This window comes from Sulfurisphaera javensis (assembly GCF_041154675.1).
Classification (GTDB): Archaea; Thermoproteota; Thermoprotei_A; order Sulfolobales; family Sulfolobaceae; genus Sulfurisphaera; species Sulfurisphaera javensis.
In genome coordinates this window covers 826,640-846,803 of record NZ_AP031322.1, presented here as the reverse complement: position 1 = coordinate 846,803, position 20,164 = coordinate 826,640, and the positions used below count along the sequence as shown (strand labels likewise).

Annotated in this window: 16 protein-coding genes; 6 read left to right on the top strand and 10 right to left on the bottom strand. The window is 30.0% G+C overall.

Translation table 11 applies throughout. The annotated features are described in order from the left end of the window. Positions 1-134: 134 nt before the first annotated feature. Entirely contained in the window at positions 135-707 is a 573-nt protein-coding gene (locus ACAM25_RS04505; RefSeq protein ID WP_369611145.1) for a DUF998 domain-containing protein, read from the bottom strand. Positions 708-1,088: 381 nt separating this feature from the next. Between ACAM25_RS04505 and ACAM25_RS04500 the strand changes: the two genes are divergently transcribed. After that, positions 1,089-2,237, top strand: coding sequence for an MFS transporter (locus ACAM25_RS04500; protein ID WP_369611144.1), 1,149 nt, complete (start codon positions 1,089-1,091; stop codon positions 2,235-2,237). A 117-nt stretch (positions 2,238-2,354) separates the two neighbouring features. Here the strand turns inward: ACAM25_RS04500 and ACAM25_RS04495 are convergent, their stop codons facing one another. Continuing rightward, on the bottom strand, positions 2,355-2,993 hold the full coding sequence (locus ACAM25_RS04495; RefSeq protein ID WP_369611143.1) for an MBL fold metallo-hydrolase: 639 nt from the start codon (positions 2,991-2,993) through the stop codon (positions 2,355-2,357). A gap of 581 nt (positions 2,994-3,574) precedes the next feature. Here ACAM25_RS04495 and ACAM25_RS04490 point away from each other — a divergent pair. After that, complete coding sequence (locus ACAM25_RS04490) at positions 3,575-3,907, top strand: hypothetical protein (protein WP_369611142.1); 333 nt, start codon at positions 3,575-3,577, stop codon at positions 3,905-3,907. Here the strand turns inward: ACAM25_RS04490 and ACAM25_RS04485 are convergent. Next, positions 3,899-4,921 carry a hypothetical protein gene (locus ACAM25_RS04485; RefSeq protein ID WP_369611141.1) on the bottom strand — a complete coding sequence of 341 codons (1,023 nt, stop codon included), beginning with the start codon at positions 4,919-4,921 and terminating at the stop codon, positions 3,899-3,901. The genes ACAM25_RS04490 and ACAM25_RS04485 overlap by 9 nt on opposite strands. 275 nt (positions 4,922-5,196) lie before the next feature. Here ACAM25_RS04485 and ACAM25_RS04480 point away from each other — a divergent pair, with 275 nt between their 5' ends. After that, positions 5,197-5,889 carry a purine-nucleoside phosphorylase gene (locus ACAM25_RS04480; protein WP_369611140.1) on the top strand — a complete coding sequence of 231 codons (693 nt, stop codon included), beginning with the start codon at positions 5,197-5,199 and terminating at the stop codon, positions 5,887-5,889. A 23-nt stretch (positions 5,890-5,912) separates the two neighbouring features. Beyond that, the gene (locus tag ACAM25_RS04475) at positions 5,913-6,668 is read left to right on the top strand and encodes a sulfite exporter TauE/SafE family protein (protein ID WP_369611139.1); all 756 of its coding nucleotides are present in this window, start codon (positions 5,913-5,915) and stop codon (positions 6,666-6,668) included. 2 nt (positions 6,669-6,670) lie between these two features. On the opposite strand, the gene ACAM25_RS04470 is transcribed toward ACAM25_RS04475, so the two are convergent. Next, positions 6,671-8,359 carry an APC family permease gene (locus ACAM25_RS04470; protein WP_369611138.1) on the bottom strand — a complete coding sequence of 563 codons (1,689 nt, stop codon included), beginning with the start codon at positions 8,357-8,359 and terminating at the stop codon, positions 6,671-6,673. Between the two features lie 312 nt (positions 8,360-8,671). Here ACAM25_RS04470 and ACAM25_RS04465 point away from each other — a divergent pair, with 312 nt between their 5' ends. Continuing rightward, a complete protein-coding gene (locus tag ACAM25_RS04465) occupies positions 8,672-10,879 on the top strand; it encodes a DUF929 family protein (protein ID WP_369611137.1) in 2,208 nt (735 codons plus the stop codon). A gap of 408 nt (positions 10,880-11,287) precedes the next feature. Here ACAM25_RS04465 and ACAM25_RS04460 read toward each other — a convergent pair whose 3' ends face one another. From ACAM25_RS04460 to ACAM25_RS04435, 6 genes are all read right to left on the bottom strand, one after another. Beyond that, positions 11,288-11,935 carry a hypothetical protein gene (locus ACAM25_RS04460; RefSeq protein ID WP_369611136.1) on the bottom strand — a complete coding sequence of 216 codons (648 nt, stop codon included), beginning with the start codon at positions 11,933-11,935 and terminating at the stop codon, positions 11,288-11,290. 292 nt (positions 11,936-12,227) lie between these two features. Beyond that, positions 12,228-13,436 (bottom strand): radical SAM protein, encoded by a 1,209-nt coding sequence (locus tag ACAM25_RS04455; protein WP_369611135.1) that lies wholly within the window; start codon positions 13,434-13,436, stop codon positions 12,228-12,230. Positions 13,437-14,401: 965 nt separating this feature from the next. Beyond that, entirely contained in the window at positions 14,402-14,932 is a 531-nt protein-coding gene (locus tag ACAM25_RS04450; protein ID WP_369611134.1) for a hypothetical protein, read from the bottom strand. Continuing rightward, a complete protein-coding gene (locus ACAM25_RS04445) occupies positions 14,914-16,323 on the bottom strand; it encodes a hypothetical protein (protein WP_369611133.1) in 1,410 nt (469 codons plus the stop codon). The genes ACAM25_RS04450 and ACAM25_RS04445 overlap by 19 nt, the downstream gene beginning before the upstream one ends. Next, a complete protein-coding gene (locus tag ACAM25_RS04440; protein ID WP_369611132.1) occupies positions 16,305-17,936 on the bottom strand; it encodes a hypothetical protein in 1,632 nt (543 codons plus the stop codon). Before ACAM25_RS04440 ends, ACAM25_RS04445 begins: the two co-directional genes overlap by 19 nt. Next, positions 17,933-18,496 carry a hypothetical protein gene (locus tag ACAM25_RS04435; RefSeq protein WP_369611131.1) on the bottom strand — a complete coding sequence of 188 codons (564 nt, stop codon included), beginning with the start codon at positions 18,494-18,496 and terminating at the stop codon, positions 17,933-17,935. The genes ACAM25_RS04440 and ACAM25_RS04435 overlap by 4 nt, the downstream gene beginning before the upstream one ends. Before the next feature lie 218 nt (positions 18,497-18,714). On the opposite strand from ACAM25_RS04435, the gene ACAM25_RS04430 reads away from it, so the two are divergent. Next, entirely contained in the window at positions 18,715-20,064 is a 1,350-nt protein-coding gene (locus ACAM25_RS04430; RefSeq protein ID WP_369611130.1) for a hypothetical protein, read from the top strand. Positions 20,065-20,164: the final 100 nt, after the last annotated feature.

Sequence of the window (20,164 nt, the reverse complement as noted above, 5' to 3'; positions counted from 1 at the left end):
AAACTTTAAGCAAATGATGAGAGTTACTAAAAGGCGAAAACTACTTTAATCTTTAGAAGGGCAATAAGGATATAGAATGATAAAAACTTAGTATTTAGTGTTCGGCAAGTTACCTTCTATCTGAAGTTTAATGCTTATAACTGGTTAAATGATAAACCATGCAAAATCACACATATATCAATAATACTTATTCCAAATATCTCACTTTCAGCAACAGACTGCCACGGTATTACAGTAAAAAGTATCCATGAAATAAATATAATCGAGATTAACAGAATTCCTCTTTTCCAAAATTTCTTTGTAAGAATTAAAGATATTGATATTGTCAAATAAGATATTGAGGCTAAGATAAAGAACCATAATGACACAAAATCATGTGGATACGTTCCTTCGTGATATATTCCTATTAATGCTAAAAACAATGCAGAGATCATAAAAAATGATCCTCCAACTACTTCTACTTTATTCCTAGAATATTTTACTACTAAAATGGAAAATATGAAAATTATTATAGCTGTAATTATAAGACCTCCGTTATATACTAATGGATCTGTAGGATATGGATGTTCATACTGTGGACCTCCTCCACCTAAATCACTTAAAGCATTATGTGTTATACTAAACCAAGGATTTAACAAAGCAGAAATAAGTATAGTGACCCATGCAGAAAGAATACCTATAAGACCTACTAATAATATCTTGTTCATTAAATTTATTATGGTAATATGGCTTTAAATCTATTAATACGACATAATATTGTTGATCCTTTATAAATTAATTAGAATTTATATATATATGTATCACATAACCTTATTTATTAATCTTAATATTTCGCGATCGTTCTTGAAATAATTGCTTTGCTATTTTGCTCTTTCCTAATCTGTTTTTTATCATTTTATTTTTATATTTAATAATTATTATATACTTATTTTTAAATTATACTACTTGAAAGTAAGGGAAAAACTCTAACCATTTTATCATCGCTAAGTATAAATATTTCAATTTTTGAGAAGATTTCCCTTAAGTCTAACTATTACTTGATAGTAAATTTTTAAAATACAAAGATAATAAAAATGTATTAGACCTAATTGAAGCCGTTAAGAACTTACACGTTATTAAACAATCTTGCATCGAGTTTAGTAAACCCATTTATTTCATTTTTCACTGCCTCTTATGGAATTTCTGGAGTTTTATTAGCAATGACAACGTCAGCAAGCATAGCATTTCCTGGAATTGTCCAATTCCTCTTAACAAACCTTTGGATAAAAGCAAAGAAATCTATTATTTTAGGTACACTTACTGTAGGCATATTATGGCTAACCTTAGGATTATTACAAATATACAATTCTTTTATGGTTTTACTTTACATAGGTGTTAATATAGCTATTGGAATAATCAATTTCGGTTGGCTTTTAATTTTAGATAAAATAAGTGAAACTAGTAGAGGAAGAATTCTGGCTTCTTTTAATTTCTATTCTACTATTGGTGGTTTAATAGCAACATTCATTACAGGGTTTATAGTTAAAGATTCTCTTTCCTTAATGAGATATTTCTTTATCACTTCCGGCATAATTTATATAGTTAATTCGTATATAATATCTAAGTCTGATATTGATGTTGAATATCCTGGAAGCAAAATTCGCCTAAATGATGAAATTAAAAAGTTTTTCATAATTTCCTTCTTATTTACATTCGTCTGGTCAACAGCGTGGCCCTTATTTCCATTAGCCCAAGTTTATAAGTTCCATATGAATGAGCTACAAATTGCGATAATTGATGTTATAGGTGGGGTCTCAACTTTATCTTTATCGCACTTAATAGGTAGGCTAGTTGATAAGTTTAGAACTAGAATTATGTTTTTCGGAAGAATGGCTTTAGCTACATTTCCACTAGCTTATGCTCTATCACCAAGTGTAAACTACATTTATTTAGCGTATATTATATCTGGGTTTACCAATTCAGCATCAATATCTTATACAGCATTTATATTTGATAATTCGACAAAAGAAGAGAAGAAATCAAGTATAGCTCTATATAATTTAATTAATGGAATTTCTGCCCTAACCGGTTCTTCAATAAGTAGTATTATATTTTCTTTTATATCTGCAACCGTCGGAATTGTAACGGCAATAAATCTAATGCTGTTAAGTATAGGAATTTTAAGAATTATAACCTCTTTCCTATATTTAAGAATTAAGGAATTACATAGAAGAGATACAAATTTAATTAAATCTTGACATAGTGTATTAATAAAAAGTTAAATTATTTTCATATTTCATCACTTTTAATATAAGTCTTATCTTTTGGTCTCTTCATAGATATTGCATGATTATACAATTAGTCTTTAAAAACATTTAATCTAGGAATTTTAAAGAGCTTATTCCATGAGAAACGTAAATCATTGAAGGGTTAAATGATTTTATTTTTTCTATACTCTTCTTTAGCTCTTCAAAATTCTCGTAAATATTTGGATATTTTAATCCATTTTTAGTACCCTGCAAAGTATCTCCTACTATTATTGAGTTAATTTCTGGGAGATAAATTGAAATTGAGTCATCTGTATGACCAGGTGTTTTTATGATTTCAACACCCTTAATTAGTTCGCCTTCATTAAGAATAAAATCTACGTTAACTCCATTAAATTTCCTAAAAAAGAAAGGTTTACCTAATGAAAATAGAATCTTTAAAAGAGAAGAATGAAGAACTGGCACTCTTATTTTTCCGTATTTCAGATAGTCAATTCCGTTATTATCGATGCCAAACTTCGCATCAGTTAAAACCTTTTTAATCTCATAAGCACCACCTATATGATCGACATGAGAATGCGTAAAAATAACATATTTTATTTGAGTTAAACTTTTACCAAGAGAGTTTAATGTTGAAATTATCTTATTTCCACTCCCTGGAGTACCAGAATCTACAAGTATTAAACCTTGGTCATTTTCTATCAAGAAAGACTTTACAAACCTTAAAGGAATTTCATAAACTTTCATATAATATAATGTAATAACAACTATTATTAAAGTTAAGGAAAAGAAATAAAATTCTCTAAATAAAGAAAGCTATTATAATGTTATAGTATAATCATGAAGGTATAAATTATTTCTATGACTTTCTACTCTTTATTGATATAAAATTTACTGTTTCTATCTTTACATAAATACCTTAAATTTTAATCTAGTTCTTTTTAAAGACTTTAAAATTACTAAATTACTCTTCCTTTAATGATAAAAACTTCAAGAATTTTTATTTCATAATACTATTAATACAGTTTTGTAACTATTAATCTTCACTCTTTATAATTGAGCTTAGAGAAAGTGCTAAAAAGTATTTGAAGCCATAAGGATACTCAGAACTAGAGAAACTAAAACCTAACTGACGAGAATAAAAAGGAGTTACAACCTAATAACAAATCAATTATCCGCTTAAGAGACTTTATGTGGAAAAGTGATTTTGTCATCGAGGTCATTTTCTTGTATATCTTTAATTATTTTTAACAATTAATTTAATTTATTATCTTACCCTATAGAAGAAGCAAAATAATTTTTATACTTTAACAGAGAATAGAAATAATATGAAAAGGATATTAAGGATTCCTAGATTTCAGCAAAACAATAATAAACCAAAAGTTTTAGAGTTGCTTATTGATGAGGCAAAAATGAATGAAAGAGGATTCCCAGAGGAAGCAAAGTTCCTTTTAGTAATAGATGATGGGAATAATAGGATAGGATTTCAACTTTCTCAAGCAGAAGCAGCATTATTATATCATAGACTTGGTTATGCATTAAACGAAACTTCAAAGGAATATATAGCGTTAGAAGAAGAAGCTAGAAAAAACTATGAAAAGAGAAGTACAAAAAGTGATGACAATGAAGATATATCGGATGAAATTTCAGATCTAGAATAAGCTTTTTTTCTCTTTTAAAAATAATATTGTATTGTATAATGCATAAATGTAAAAAGCTATTGCAATTATGCTAAATATTTCTATGCTAATGAAAAATACTGATAAACTTGTTATTTGATAAATCATGAAGTTGTCAAACGTCATAATACCTAGAGGAAATACGTACGCCCAAACAGTTAAAGGCATTTTCTTTTTTATATTTTTTATTGCAATTAATAATGCTACTATAAAATTCCATATCTCAAAGCCCCAAAGTATTATAGCTAAAGTTATTGCATATTTTTGAGGGAAATAAAATAATCCTAGATCGTTATATGAAGGAAAGGTTAAGATATTTATTGAAAGGATACTAGCTGCACCTAAGGGAATCATAACTGCAGGGCTAGTTTGATAAGCTTTTATGTATATATGAGATAAAAATGCTGCAGTGCCTATAAATAAAAATTGAAAGAATGTTATTCCTACGGCTATTAACATTAAAAAATAAGCTATCTCTGTCTCCTCTTTACTAATATAAGGATAATAAGGTGGTAATATAGGTGCTGAGAGAATTACATTGGCGGAAATTCCTATTGAAGGTACTAATAATGCATAACTTACTTCCCTTTGCTCAATATTCTGAGTATAGAGTTTATAACCAATAATAATATTTACAGTAAGAACTAAAAAATAAGCAAATAAGAAAATATAATACAAGAAATTAATTGTTAATGGTGAAGCATTCACATATACGGTAGTAAAGAATCCAAAAATGTAAAGTAAAACTCCAATAAATGCTGAAAAAGCTACTCTTGTTATGTTATTGAAGTCCTCCTTTATTAACTTTGGAGATTTAAGATATCCATAACCCCAGAAAAATAAGAAGGAGAAAAACAAGATTAATCCAATAAAATATATTACTTTTCCTATATTAAGAAAAATATTGTTGTTCCAAAGAATAGAATTTATCCATGAGACTAAAGATAAAACCATTGTTCCTAAAATTGTCGGAAACCATTCAGCGGTTATTCTCATATGGTATAGCTAAAAGAAGCTTTTATTTAAAATTAATGTTTATTTCGCTTATAAAGTTTTTATGTTAATTTCTATATATATAAAATATTAGTTACAATCAAATATTTTTATTAATCTCAGTTTATTTTTTCAACAATTTAGGGCTTTCTAGCGAAAGTGATTTTAAACTTTTGAAACTATTTTAAAACTGCTTTTCAATATTAAAATATAAGTTTAGCCCCGTTAAAACTGAACAGTTAGAAATATAAATTATTCAGTACCTTACAATGAATGCAATGGCTCTAATAACAGCAAAAGAAGGGGAACTTGGAGATAAGGCAATAATTGTTGGAAATATACAAAGAATGAAAACAGTAGTTCAACTTTTAGAGAATCCTAAATTAGTTAGTGAATTTGCAGGCTATACTACCTATGTAGGAACATATAAAGGAGAAAAAGTAAGCGTAGTATTTCACGGAATAGGAATTCCTTCATTAACTTTAGTTACTCATGATCTATATAATTTAGGAGTAAGGAAAATTGTAAGATTTGGATCAGCAACAGGATTAAAAGATGTAAAAGCAGGAGAAGTAGTAGTACCTATTGGTTATTCCTATAACATAGGTGGCACATTTTACCAATATTTAGGTGAATACTTTAGTTACGCATTAACACCAGACTATGAATTACTCAATAAAGTGGTAGAAAACTTAAAGAAAAAGAATCTAAGTGTCAGAGTTGGAATAGTATATACTAGTGATGCATTAATGACTCACAGTAAAGAATTCTTAGAAAAAGTGTCAGCAAGAAATCATATAGCAATAGAATTAGAAGGCGCAGGATTATACTTCTTAGGTAATTTGCTTAACTTTAAGGCCTTATCAGTACATTTAATATACAGAAATGGGTTAACTGGAGACTCACTGACGCAAGATAAGATAAACGAAGAAGAGAAAATAATTGCTCAAGCTATATTAGAAAGTCTTTAAACTCTTTTTTCTCTGGTATTCTTATGATCCCCATTTACATCCTTATCCTTATAGGTATTGCAGTAGGTATTTTAACTGGAATAACTGGATCTAGTGGAGTACTTATTGTAGTCCCAGCCCTTTCTTATTTAGGTTTATCTTATTATGATTCAATAGGATCAAGTCTTTTAGTTGATGTAATTACTACAATATCAGTTATTTTTGTTTATTTTAAACATGGTAATGTTGATTATAAAATTTCCTTATTGTTAGGTTTAGGAGCTATTATTGGAGCTCAGATCGGATCTAGAATAGCATTTGCTGTGCCAGAAAAAGGATTAGAAGGAGCCTTTGTACTCTTCACTTCATACATGGCTTATGTATCTTTTAGAAGATCAAGAAATCCAAAACTGAACATCAAAAGAGTTGAAATTGGAAAATTAAAATTCATTATTGCAATATTTTTAGCAATGATTATAGGAATTGTTACTGGAACTTTAGGTGCAAGCGGAGGGATAATGTTTATTGCAGTTATGATGTTACTCTTCAATATCGAAATAAAAAGGATGATAGGTACTGCAACTTTAGCCATGTTATTTTCCGCAACTAGTGGGAGTTTAGCTTACTTATCGGCTGGAAGAATTGACTTAATTGCAGGTGTAGTGATCGGGATAACAGCGTTAATATCTGGTTATTATTTTGCAAAATTAGCAAACAAAATGAAAGCCTCCTACATTTACATGTTTCTAGGAAGTGTCTTCGTTTTGACTTCAATTAGTGAGTTATTTAAAGTTTTATGATTCTAAGTTTGGATTGGAATAGAAGTATTGACAGCAAGATAATGGATTATTAACATTAGGACTCCGAGAATTAATGTATCATATGGAAATTCTATCACAGTATATAAACCAAATGAGCTAAAATATGACAGTGTTATAATCATAACTAAGAATATTATTAACCAATATGATGCCCTTACTTCTCTTTTATCTTTATATAATATCAATTGAGAAATTATAGATAAAGACACTATAACTAGAAAGATAAAGAAAAATAAATTATTAGCATTATTCAAGTTATTAGTAAATCTATAGAATAGTATCGAGATGACTGTAATATTTATAATGGAGATTAAATTAATAATCTTCTTTTCCGAAGATAGTAATAAATAGAATGAAAGACCTAAAAGACCTATAACAATAATGTAAAACAAAGTGCTAAATCCAGACCAATAAACCAGTAAACTTGCAAATATTGTTGATAGTGGTGATATCATTCTCCAATAAGGTAAAGAAAATGGCCTCTTTATATGCGGATATAACTTTCTAAAAGACTCTAACTCAATTCCTCCCATTATATATGTTGTAACTGTTGCCGTAGAAGATATGTTAACTATAGCAAACCAAGAAGGCAAGGGCAATAAGAATAGCCCTGCAGAGATTATTGAGACATATAAAGAAATCTCTGGAATTCCTTTTTCATTAACTTTTGCAAATAATTTAGGTAAATATCCATTAGTTGCAGAAGCATAAATAGTCCTAGCAGATGTGCCAGTATATATAATACCTGTACCTATCGGAGATACAATACTATCAAATATTAATATAGTTAACCAAAAATCTAAAGGTAACTCTATACTTGCAATTGAATGTATCTGTAGTACTGAAAATATAGGTGAATTACTTATTGGAGAACTTAGCAAACTCTTCCAGTTTGCAGAAGAAATATTTAAAGCACCAATAAAACCAATCTGCAATAACGTAAATAATACCATTGCTATTGAAAGGGAAGATAATAAAGCAAAAGGAATATCTTTCTGTGGATTTTTTCCTTCTCCTCCATATTCTATGGCTTGTCTAAAACCTAAATAAGAAAAGACAATACCAGATGCAGGGATTGCATAAAACATACCTTCAAAATTACTTGGTAAGGTAAAGTTTGTTGAATTTATAAAAAAGAATAAAATTATTGTAGTTATTGTAGGAATTATTAGCTTCCACCAACCCATTCCATGAGAAATTCTTCCTAAAATCTTAACTCCATAGTAATTTGCAAAAAAGAAAATTATAATCAGTAAATAGGTTAGTAAGATGCCTTTAAGGCTTAACTGTCCATTAGAGTACAAAGAAGGTAGGAAATGAGAAAGATATGTTACAGCTCCTACAGCTTCAACTGATACTGTTGATACTGCTGAAATTAAATATTCCCAGAACATAAAAAATCCTACTATTTTACCGTGAGTATAATGAGGATATCTAATGATCCCGCCAGATCTTGGTAGCATAGAAGCTATTTCAGCATAGGTTAGTGCTATTATAATCATCATAAATCCACTAATTATCCAAGAAAAAATTGAATAAACTCCAGCATAAGCAGCTGCTCCTAAAGGAGCAAATAACCAACCAGAACCTATTATTCCACCTAATGAAAGATAAGTTAACTCCCACTTAGAAAGAACTTTTTTCAATTTTTCATCGCTATTTAGTTCCATACAAATGACTTTTGATACTCCTCTTAAAAATTTAAATTATGGATATGGTTTTAAAAACAAACCTAGCTATTTTAAATTCATCTAAGTTTTAACTAACTTCGCAAGTAAAATTTAAATTTGCTAAACTTTGATCTTCCGAATTTTTGAAAGATAAATAATACTTTGGATTTCACTAATTAAAATTTATTATTAAAAACAATTAAATTAATTCTCTATATACTGATATTAAAATTTTAAGTAAAAAAAGTTTTTCATAAGTTTTCATTTGAAAAGAATTTATAGTCTAAAAATCAGCATAAATGATGACCCCGAATGAAAAAATTTCTCATACCCCTTCTAGTAATAATAGCTATCAGTATAGCTACATCAACAACGTATTTAACATATTCTCCTTCTAATAGTCAACAACCAGCAAATAATTCAAGATGGGTGCCACTATCTGATGTTAAGGTTGGAGTATGGACTAAAGTAACAAATATGGACTTTGCACCGCCAAACAAAACTGAAGTATTCCTTTCTGGTTGGATTGGATGCCATGTAGCAGCAATGGACTCATGGTTAATATACTATGTATTATCGCATTACGGAATAAACTTTACCTATGTTTACCATACATCTGATCCGTTTAGAACACCACCCAATGTCCCTGGATTATTATTTGAAGGAGTGTCAATACCAAAGAACTCTCCAGTCATATTTGATTACATATATCTTTATAACGAATATCTAAACGAAACAGTCTTGCCAACACCAAAACCACTAAACTACTCTTTAAGCCCAACTATTGCATTATATGCCGGATTACAAGAATTAAAGGAATATGCTCCACAATGGGTTTATAATATAGCAGTGATGTATAATGTTCCTTTAATAGGCCAATATAAGGTGCCACCACATCCAGTAACAATGATGATAGTAACTGGGCCTAATGGAACGTGGATCTTAATTGGTCCGTCGTATTCACCATCAGCAATTGCTAAACTAACACCAGAACAAGTAATGGAAGAGCTCATTACACAAAGCAATCCACAACTAATGCAAGCAATTAACCAGTTCTGGAAAGTATTAAACATGTCTATGGGGGTCCCAAGTTCTACATCCTCTTTTTCTTCTACTCCTTCTGAAGAAGTGTTTACTACTTATCTACATGGTTTTGGATTTACTACATATTATTACCCCGGAAACTTATCCGTTTTGATTACTGGTCCTTCAAATTGGTTAATGTACGCAAATTCTCCAAATAGAAACCCAGTATTTTCTGGATCATTAAATGCTAATTGGATTTTTCAACAACAAAATGCATTTCAATTTGGTAATATTACTGCATGGGAAAATGATATGAAAGAATTAGGCTCAGAATATGGTGCAGGTTATGAACAAGCAGCTGGAGATGCAGTAGGTCCTTCATATGCTAATGGAGTAGTGTACGTTGCTTCGGACATGGGTCAACTTTATGCGATAAATTCTCAAACCGGTAAACTAATATGGGAATTAACAACACCTGCAGCTGTAATCATGGTTGAGCCAGTTGTATATAATGGAATAGTTTACGTTGGATTAGGAGGGGCTACATTTACATATACTCAAGGGAAATTAAATGCCTATGGTGGAGGACATAGAGGTTTATATACTGGATTAAATGGTTTATTGGCTATAAACGCTACTGATGGAGTCCCATTATGGCTATACTTAACTAAATCTGAAGCAATGCCGACTCCAGTAATTTATAATGGTTTAGTTATCTTTGATGACGGAGATGGAAACATTTATGCATTAAATGCAACAACTGGACAAAAAGTTTGGAATTATTCTTATGATGGAAGTGCAAATATGGCAAGTTTAGATTTATATCAAGGTAAGAACTACGCATTAGTTATTGCAGCATTCTCTCCGGGTTATCCAGTAAATATGTCAGCAATAGTTGCTTTATATGCAAATAATGGTTCATTAGCTTGGTTATTAAAAGTTCCCTTCGCATACGGTTCATCAGTAGGTGATGCAGTTCCAGCAATATATGGAGAATATTTAGTCGATAGTTTCATGGGATATCCAATATATAAAGGAGTTTACTTAAATCAAATCTATGTTAGACAAGTATTAATGGTTGTAAATGTAACTGACGGGAATATAATCTATATCGAGAACATTACAGGTTATGGTCACCCTGGAGATGATAATAATGGATTTAGTCCCTTAGTATACAATGGAGTAATTTATGTACCTTCACATATTAACAGAACAGTAGCTGCATTTAACTTAACTACTGGCAAGTTAATATGGGTATCACCTAAATTACCTAAGGCCTCATTAGCTGATCAACCAGTATATTATGATGGTTACATTATTGTCCCTAACTTCGTTAACATAACAGTATTAAACGCTGAAAATGGACAGATAGTAGCAAATTATTATACTGGAACTGATCTTGGAAAAGATCAGCCCGTAATTGTGGGTAATACTCTAATTGATGATTCAATATGGGGATATGTAATAGCAATTCCTATAAGTCAAATAATTTAATTTTTTCTCATTTAACTTGTATTTAAACTATTTTTATATACGTCACTTATGATTTTTATCTTTTTTGCCAAAACGGTGGAGTAGGTTGACTAGAAATTATTTATTATGTGAGAACCTTTGAAATACTGTTTTAACGTATGTTATTGAAGCTTTAAGAATAGCGATAAAATAAATTTATGACATTTCATAATTCAAACAAAATGTGATTAAGAATTCAAATTTAATATTTAATTGTAAGATTCTCAATATCTTCATATAATTCTCATTTGGATCATCACATATGATTAAATATGAATATTGATGTGCAATTAGATAGAAATTCCTAATCACATTTAGTTGAACTAAGAAATGCATCAGATAAACTAACGTAACCAGAATATTACATGAAGATTCGAACAAATTACGTAGTTAATTCAGCTCTCTAACAATCTCTCTTATTTCACTAGTTGTGTAAAAATATATACAAGGAGAGAGTAAGTCTATCCATTCCCTAATAAGTCCGCAATATTTTTCATTTTTAATCTCTCTTTCCATGCATAATTCGTAATCTCTAGTTAGTCCAGCTACATAATCAGCAGGAAAGATCGTTATATCTTTATCTTTACCCTCAAAGCTAACACTGATCCATATACCTTTTATGTATTTTAACCAATAATGAAAGTTATTTTGAATATATAGTTTCTCGTCTTTCTTTAAAAGAGGATTTCTATCATACAATACCTTCACTTTCCCTTTCAAATCAATTTTCCTCAAATGAAAAGCTACAAGCTTGCCATAAATATCAACTGCTAAACTTTTTATATCTTCAAATTTTTCCACGATTATCGCTATAGAGAATATACGTGCAGATAGAAAGGAAATGAATTCTCCTTTAACGTTTCCCTCTACGTTACTTATTTTCGGCTTATCTTCCGAATACTTGAAAATTCTATCACCAAAGAAATTATGATAGTCCTTTTTATACCTCTCCTCGTCCCTAATGATTACAATTCCTATTACAAAAGGGTAAGGATCCTTTGTAGACTGATTTCCAGACTCATCAACACTAACTAACACAGAAAATAGATATAGTGATAACTTTTTAAAATTTTACAACCCCCATCATCCTGTCCGTTTCCCCGGACAGTCCGGTTTATCCGATCATCCTGTCCGTTTCCCCGGACAGTCCTGTTTTGTCATTTTTTATTCTCACAATTTCATATATAAGCCTTACTCCTTAAGTGTGTACAACAATTAAAGTTAAAAACCGTATTCTCTTTAAGCAATTAAATTATAAAAAGAAAAATAAGCAACAATTGTTTACCTTGCTAAGTAAAATCTTAAAAAACATAATTTAAGGAAAATTTCTTTATATAAAATATTTTATTAACTTTACAATTTCCTCATAATTCCTCTTTTGACAATCTATTTCATCAAATTTTCCTTTATCAAGAACTGCAAAGAATCTACAACCACCAACACACATTGGCAAAAATGGACAATTATCACACTTACCTTTCCACACATATTTAGCTCTTTCTCCTAATAATTCCTTTCTTACCCATTCTATACTCCCATCTTCTTTTAATTTTCCTTTTATATAAAGAGGATTACCAGTAAATGCCCAACATGGATAAATATTTCCAAAGGGATCTACAACAATATCTTCATCTATGTGAGCAACACATATTCCTAATCTGAATACCTCTTGTGGAATCTCAAATCCATAATCTTTAGCAATTTCCCAGAATTTAACTAATATTTCACCCTCACTATCTTTAGATAAAGTATTATGCCAATACTCATGCCTAAACACATTCTCATGAACTAAATGAGGATCTAATCTAACATTTGTTATTCCCTCATCCTTAAGAGTCTTCAATAGTCTTTCAATTTCTTCCATATTCTTTACATCAATATTTATTCTTAGAACAACCTTAGTATGATCTTGTGCATACTTTAGATTTTTCAATATAATATCAAAAGAGCCTTTACCATTCACAAAATACCTTCTTTTATCATGAATTTCTCTAGGACCATCTAAAGTTATTTGAACATGTGTTAAACCCACTGAATTTAGCTTATCAAGAACATAAGGAGTTAATAAAGAACCATTTGTTACAACGCTAAATGAATAATCTATCTCTTTTCTTAGAATATTAGAGATTTCTTCAATCCTTCTTAACTCGAGTAATGGTTCACCTCCAAAGTAAGTCACTCTAGTCGGTTTTCTTTTCCTCAAAATATAATTAACAAATCCTTTAACTACAGTTTCACTTACCCTGCTTTTATTTCTAAATGCCTTTTGAAAACAATAAACGCAATCAAAATTACAATCATATGTTAATACTAAAGTAGGTTCAAGATACTTCTTATTTGCAATAAGTCTATCTGGATCGAAATCTTGATCAGCAAAACCTTCTTCAATAATTTCCTTTAAATCTTCCGGTATTTCACCTTTTTGAATTTTTTCCATAGTCCCCTTATCAACTTTTATTGCATAACCTGTTAATGTATTAAAAATAATTCCATAATCGTAAAGAAAAACATTGAATTTAGATAACTTGACTTTTTGCATTTTACTGCCCCCAAGATGGGGAGTAGTTACATCTACCCATTTTTCTTTCTATTTTTACTACTTTTACGGCTTTCATAAGTGCAAGTTTCAATTCTAGTTTAAATAAATATGAAAGAATAGTCCAATTAGTATTATTTTAAACTCTGTTAAAGAGAATTAGAAAAAGAAAGAGAGCCATTTTAACTTAACTTTGTTAGTTTTCTATGTTTATCATGCTCTATTTTATTTGTCTCTTCTTATTAGAAAGAAAAATATCTTACTTGAAACGATAAAATAATATAGGAAAGAAACGCACAACTGTCATATTCTCTTGATAAGATTTAGCTTAGCTGATTTGAGTACGACCATAGCATCGTCACAAAGGTATAAATTCAAGGCATTACTAATCTCTATGAAGAGACAAGATGTATATGTTGCTAAACAATAATTATGTATTGGAAAGATATAGAAATCATTTATAACTTCATGATGACACTATGAGCGTGTCCAATAATTTTGTTTTTACAAAATTTATTAAATAAATAGGAGTAAGATGAACTATTATAGCTTGATTTTTCTATTTTATAATTATAATTTTTCTTCTTCTAAGTTCTATGAAGAAAACTTTTTAAACTTTTTATTTTAATTTTATTTTAATAATAAAATTATCGGACAAACCCACTAATTTATTACTATCGTTTTCTAGCTCACAAGACTAAATGAGATATCATATAATACGGTATTTGAGTTAGTAGCATGTGTAAAACTGTAGTTTAAAGTATATCTTCATTACTGTTTCCACAAAGACCTCGTATGTTATTAGTTTATACTAGTAACTTTTTCATGAATATTAGTCTAAAGACTGCCCATACTTACCAACCAAATAATTGAAATATTAAGCTAAAAGCTAATGTACAATCTTTTGAATATTTCACAAAAATGAAGAGTAACTTGCCATTTGCGTTAAGTCTCACTAAATAAAAAAGTTAACTTAAGGCGGTTTCATTAGGATACAGAGTAACAAAAATTGTTTGATTATATGCTTCAATTTGCAAGATTAATATTGATTGCCATACTGAAATTAGCACATTTCTATTATTAATAGTAGTAGATATAGTAGATTCGGTAGTAAAATTATATATTAAAGGTTGTGGTAATGTCCCTATAGGGACATTACCAGTTGGTTTTATTATTATTGCTTCAACTTCTTTTGTTATATTAATAATTGATCCATTATATATGGTGTAAACAGATGTCAATGTGAAGTTGCCATTGCCACTGAAGAGGAGTAATGTAATATTACCCTTATCTTTCCCTGGAGCATCATAATAGAAAATACTGACACTTCCACCATTAATTTGGTTTTTAGCAATTAATGCGAAATTACTCACCTTCACTGATGGTTTAGAATAACTTAATAGAAGGTAATATGTCGGAATTAGAATTAACGCTATTAATAAAAGAGCTAACAGAAAAGCAATTAGCGTTGATTGTCCCTTTATGTTAATGGTTGCCAATACAACTCCACCCCGTAAATCACACATATTGTCATCGGCTGATTTATTATAACATATCCCGGTATGTTAGGGAAGTTATATGTAAATGTTGTACCGTTACTATAGTTGAAGTATACTGTAACAGCGCCGTACGTATATGGCGGGTTAGCATAAGTACAAAAGAACCCAATAGGAACGAAAGAATAGTTACCTCCTATAAACCAATATGATTGACCGTAATTATATAGATTATTTCCAATAGAGACAGGATAACCATCATTATTTTGTGCTTCTAAGGTAACAAGATAACAGTTATAATTATTGTCATACTCTACTTTTAACGTCTGAGTCGTATCTGGTGGTATAAATATTATCATAGAAGTTGCATGAGAAATAGTACTTTGATATTGCATATAATCATAAACATAATGTTGTTTAACCTCACTACTTACTTGTATTGTTCCTTGAAGAGTAAATACTGTAACGTTAGCAAAACCAGCTGGAATCTGTATTTTTTCACCATTTGTTATAGTGTACGTTCTACCATCGATCGAAATAGTTGTAGACTGTGGATAGTTAGTCTCTATACATAACGTGGCTTTAGCTAATAATGGAGTATAATTAGCTATTAGAACAGCCGGAGCATCCTCTAAAGTTACCCTAATGCCTAGTGAACTAGTGCTATTAAGAGATGCTTGACCTAAAATAGCCCAATTATGAAATACCCCAGTAATTATTTGTCCTTTAGAATTCTCATAGAACACATATTCTGGTACTTTTACTTCGAATGTACCACTCTCATTTGGAAAAGCTATTGGCGTTGTGAAATTCTCCCATTTGCCATAAATGTTAGTCGTTATGTTTGCAGATGTACCTATCGTAAAGGAAGAATTTGATATTTGCGTAATAATCTCTACTCCAGCTTTGCCAGCTAATGAAAACGGACCAATTGATGATCCCGGCGTTAAGAAGAATATATTCCCTAATGATGTTACTATTATTATTGGCTTTCCTAACACATAACTTGGTAATTGCAAGGACTTTCCAGTATAGATAGTTAGTGGATATTGAAGAGGAACCTCTTCCCATACATTGTTAGAGGTTAAATAAAGTATTTCAGTTATAGTTAAGTTTGCTGGAGGAGTAAAGCTTCCGTTACTATAAGCTAAAATGATAATGCTACCATTATAATATATTGAAGGATGTCCATTAGTAACTTGTCTAATTTGTAAATTCTTAAGATAGACGTAATTATTAAAAACTGCTGAAGACACTTGCTTATAGCTAAGAGATGACATAAAGTAGAATATAAATGGTACTAAAAGAGCTAGCAAGATGAATAAGACTATTATTAATGCAACAACATTAGTTAAACCTTTCTTATAAATTTTCTTCAAAAACCTCCACCCCATTGATTAGGAGATTGAGTACCTCCATATAACCATTCCTCACCATTTATAATTATAAGAGGAGAATTAGCTGTGAAACTTATCCCTGGTTGAGTATTCCCCTCAAGATAATATGTTTGACCATAATAATAAGTTGAACTATAAATTGTAATAAACCAAGGATATGAAAGTAATGAAACATAACAAGTTCCACTTACTACGTATTTACCGTAAGGTGCTGGATGTAAATAGTCATAAGTTACTTCATACGTAGTTCCAGCCTTTACATAAAACTCTTGTGGAACAAAGTTCTTAATTGGCCCCCAAGTATATACACCATTTATTTGTAATTGTTCACCAGCTATATCACCAAGGACTGGAGAAGTATTAGAATCTAAGGTACAACCCGGAGGTAATATGAAATCATTTTTCACGATCACTAGATAATAGGTCTGATATTGTTGATAATTACCATATACTGTACCGCTTCCATTAACAAATATTGTATTACCACTTATTACTGAAATTTTAGAGGTGCTAGAACTTAATCCCGTAAACTCGTAACAATTAATTTGGCCGTAAGAAACGTTAAACAGAATTTTATTACTATTAGCAGAACCTTGTTTCAAAGTGTAATTAAAAGTAATGTTATAATATGAGGGAAATTCAATAATGTGGTAACCATAAGTCAATGTCAACGTTAGCCCAGAAGAATTAATGTAATAAACTTTATTGTCTATTGTGACTGGAATTGTCTTGTTTACTGCAGAAAGAACCAATGTCTCGCCATTATATTGAGACGTAATATTTTCGCCCAAAGGCAAATTATTAGGCATTATTGTTACTTTAAATTTCTCTAATGATGCATTATATACTGCTGTGATTACTAATGGACCATATACGTCAAATTGAGTATCTAATTTATCTGGATAAGTTAGAGATCCATATCCTATTAAACTCCAATTTAGGAATTTTGCAGTCAATCCATAGCTAGATAAGTAAATTATGGATCCGTTCACGTCATCAAGTAAATATGAGCCGGGTGTAACGGTAAAAATTTGTGGAGTTAAACCAGATATTATTTGACCACCAGATGAGGATTGTAAAGTTACTAAGATGGAAACAGGGATTAACTTAGATCCATTTTTAACATAAGCTGATATATATATTGGTATTTTTCCTTGCCCTTGACTTATAGTAACTGTAACCACAGAAGTATTCGGATTAAGGAAATAAACGTTACCTAGAGAGGTTACAATTATTATTGGATATCCTGCAACTTGAGTAGGTAAAGGATATTTAATATAACCATCTATTGTTATACTTTCAGTTTGTACTGGAACCCATTGTGTACCATCAAAGTAGTATATTTTTGAGAGATTAAACGGCGTAGGGATTGAATTATAAGTAAAAACAAGGCTTGGTTGAGATGGGGATGCATTATAATAAATATTCGGATCACCTTTGAAGACTTGTTCATTCTGATATTCTTGTTGATTTTGATAAATACTTCCTTGAATATTCCCTTGTGCAGAATATGCATTTAACTGGTTAAATATGATAAATGCTGGAATTAATATTGCTAGGAATAAGATTAACATTATGAGTAAAGCTACAGGTATAGAAAGTCCTTTCATGTTGTGGGCACCCCCGTATAAGTATAACCTATTCTAAAATAATAACCCCCTTCATTTACTATGAACCATATAATTACTATATCGTTTTTGTTCACATTATTTACAACTATAGTAATCGGAGTATTAAATGTAACTTTATAGACAGTTAAACCAGAACCATACAAAATTTTTCCGTTAGTTTCATAAATAGTTGATACACTGTAACTAGGTGCGGTACTTCCATTGGGAAAATAAACAGAAAATGAAGAGGGTGATGTAGGTGTTATTATACCAGCTGAGGATTCCTCATAAGAAGGAGTAACAAATGCATAAACATAAAGAGTTCCATTATAAGCTGGATTAAAAAGCTCAACAACTAAGCTACCACTATTTCCAGAAGAAGATAATAATAATGGTCCTACAGAAACTGAAGAAGAGGAAGCTAAATTAGACGCTTGATTTTGTGCATTTGAAAAGGCTATCTGAGGAAGGAGATAGGCAAAGCTAAAACCAAGAATAACTGTTCCTACAATAATTACTAAGACTATAAGCATCATCTCACTAACTACTTCTGAAGGCATTGATTTTCCCTCCTTCAAATTACTATATATGTTTTTCTATTATAAATTTCTTTCTCATGATTATACTTTGAATGTAACGATTTAAGCTTTAAATTCTTTGTAAATGCCAATTACTTCTGATATTAAACGTTTATATATTAGAAAGATTGTAAATTTTTCCCTTTGTAAGTGACAATATTCTCGTAAACTTTAAATAGAATGTTGAAGACAAAAACTATATGAAAGGAGTCTCTACTGCAATTATTGCACTTATTCTTACTATTACAACATTAATAGCAATGCTTGGAGTTTTTGTTCTTTATTCGTTTTACTTCAATAACGTTAACGCATCTGTAATGTCTCAATCTTATCTTATTGGCTTAAGTAAAAGCATACAGATAGAAACTTCAACACTAGCTTTTAAAGGAATTGCTCCCTCTTATAATTATTTTAATGTGAGTTTTTTAATATGGATAAGTTCACCAACTAAAACTGTTACTATAGTTATATTTAATACTGCAGAAAAACCCTTGTCAAGCCTATTTTATACTTTGCCTTCTCCATCAAAATCTGGAGTATTTTATTCTACACTTAATGGATATAAACCAGTTAAATCATTTTCCCTCTCCGGAAATATTTATATTCCTCAAAATTTCCAGTTATTGGGCAATGTAAATGGATTAGAAGCTTATAACGTGAGTTCAAACTCAACTTACATAATTTCATCAATAATTAAACCTAATAACGTCATAGTAATTTGGATCTTGTACAATTATGAGGGAAAATGGTATAGGTTAGATTTTACTTATATCTCTCCTACTACTCTAGGTGTAGGTGTTTATATAGTAAGTAAGACTGGAAACTATATTCAGAGTAGTAAACAATTACAAGGTGCTCAAGCTCCTCATTATGTAACTACTCAGACTGGTGATTCTTTTGGGTTATGGTTTGAGGTATTTAATAATCAAACTTATGCTACAATCCTTAATTTGAAGTACTACACAACAAGCAGTAACAACAAAGATGTGACCATAATATTATATGAAGATGACGGTTACTTATATGCTAACGTGAGTAATACTATTCAAAAGCTGACTCAACTAAATAATGGGCAAATGTACTTTGTAAATATAACAACTGGATCTCAATTAGGACTTTCTCAAAATTTCAATATTTCAGTATATTCACAAGGGAAGATGATTGCATCTCAAAAATTTAGTTCCCCATCAGAATTAAACGGTTACAATATTTCTGTATCTTTTGGATCTGCATATTTTGCTGTTGGTATTTCACAAGCATACTTTGTATCACTACAAAATCAACAAGGAGTACACGCACAAGAATTTTACAACATATCTAATAATGTGTACTTAAACGGATTTTATTATAATAACACTGAGAACATATATTGGATTATTAGTAATTCACAGAAAAACTTGTACTCAGCAATATACTGGGATTTCGCTTATTCTATTTCAAATCCTCCTTTAACAGTAAATGCAATACTGTGGTATTGGCCACAATCAGCCTCTTCATCTTTACAAACAGTTTACATTGAAGAACTTGGAAATAACACTTATATTATATAAAATTTTTAGATTTCTGAGTTTCTATTAAATGAAACTTTTTTGATTATATAATTAAAAAAGAAGAATAATTAAATAATCAATAAAATAAATATATTTTACT

Excerpts from the sequence above, each read along its gene's own strand:
- ACAM25_RS04505 (WP_369611145.1), bottom strand. The coding sequence starts at position 707 with ATGAACAAGATATTATTAGTAGGTCTTATAGGTATTCTTTCTGCATGG.
- ACAM25_RS04495 (WP_369611143.1), bottom strand. The coding sequence starts at position 2,993 with ATGAAAGTTTATGAAATTCCTTTAAGGTTTGTAAAGTCTTTCTTGATA.
- ACAM25_RS04490 (WP_369611142.1), top strand. The coding sequence starts at position 3,575 with ATGAAAAGGATATTAAGGATTCCTAGATTTCAGCAAAACAATAATAAA.
- ACAM25_RS04485 (WP_369611141.1), bottom strand. The coding sequence starts at position 4,921 with ATGAGAATAACCGCTGAATGGTTTCCGACAATTTTAGGAACAATGGTT.
- ACAM25_RS04480 (WP_369611140.1), top strand. The coding sequence starts at position 5,197 with ATGGCTCTAATAACAGCAAAAGAAGGGGAACTTGGAGATAAGGCAATA.
- ACAM25_RS04475 (WP_369611139.1), top strand. The coding sequence starts at position 5,913 with ATGATCCCCATTTACATCCTTATCCTTATAGGTATTGCAGTAGGTATT.
- ACAM25_RS04470 (WP_369611138.1), bottom strand. The coding sequence starts at position 8,359 with ATGGAACTAAATAGCGATGAAAAATTGAAAAAAGTTCTTTCTAAGTGG.
- ACAM25_RS04465 (WP_369611137.1), top strand. The coding sequence starts at position 8,672 with ATGAAAAAATTTCTCATACCCCTTCTAGTAATAATAGCTATCAGTATA.
- ACAM25_RS04455 (WP_369611135.1), bottom strand. The coding sequence starts at position 13,436 with ATGCAAAAAGTCAAGTTATCTAAATTCAATGTTTTTCTTTACGATTAT.
- ACAM25_RS04445 (WP_369611133.1), bottom strand. The coding sequence starts at position 16,323 with ATGGGGTGGAGGTTTTTGAAGAAAATTTATAAGAAAGGTTTAACTAAT.
- ACAM25_RS04440 (WP_369611132.1), bottom strand. The coding sequence starts at position 17,936 with ATGAAAGGACTTTCTATACCTGTAGCTTTACTCATAATGTTAATCTTA.
- ACAM25_RS04435 (WP_369611131.1), bottom strand. The coding sequence starts at position 18,496 with ATGCCTTCAGAAGTAGTTAGTGAGATGATGCTTATAGTCTTAGTAATT.
- ACAM25_RS04430 (WP_369611130.1), top strand. The coding sequence starts at position 18,715 with ATGAAAGGAGTCTCTACTGCAATTATTGCACTTATTCTTACTATTACA.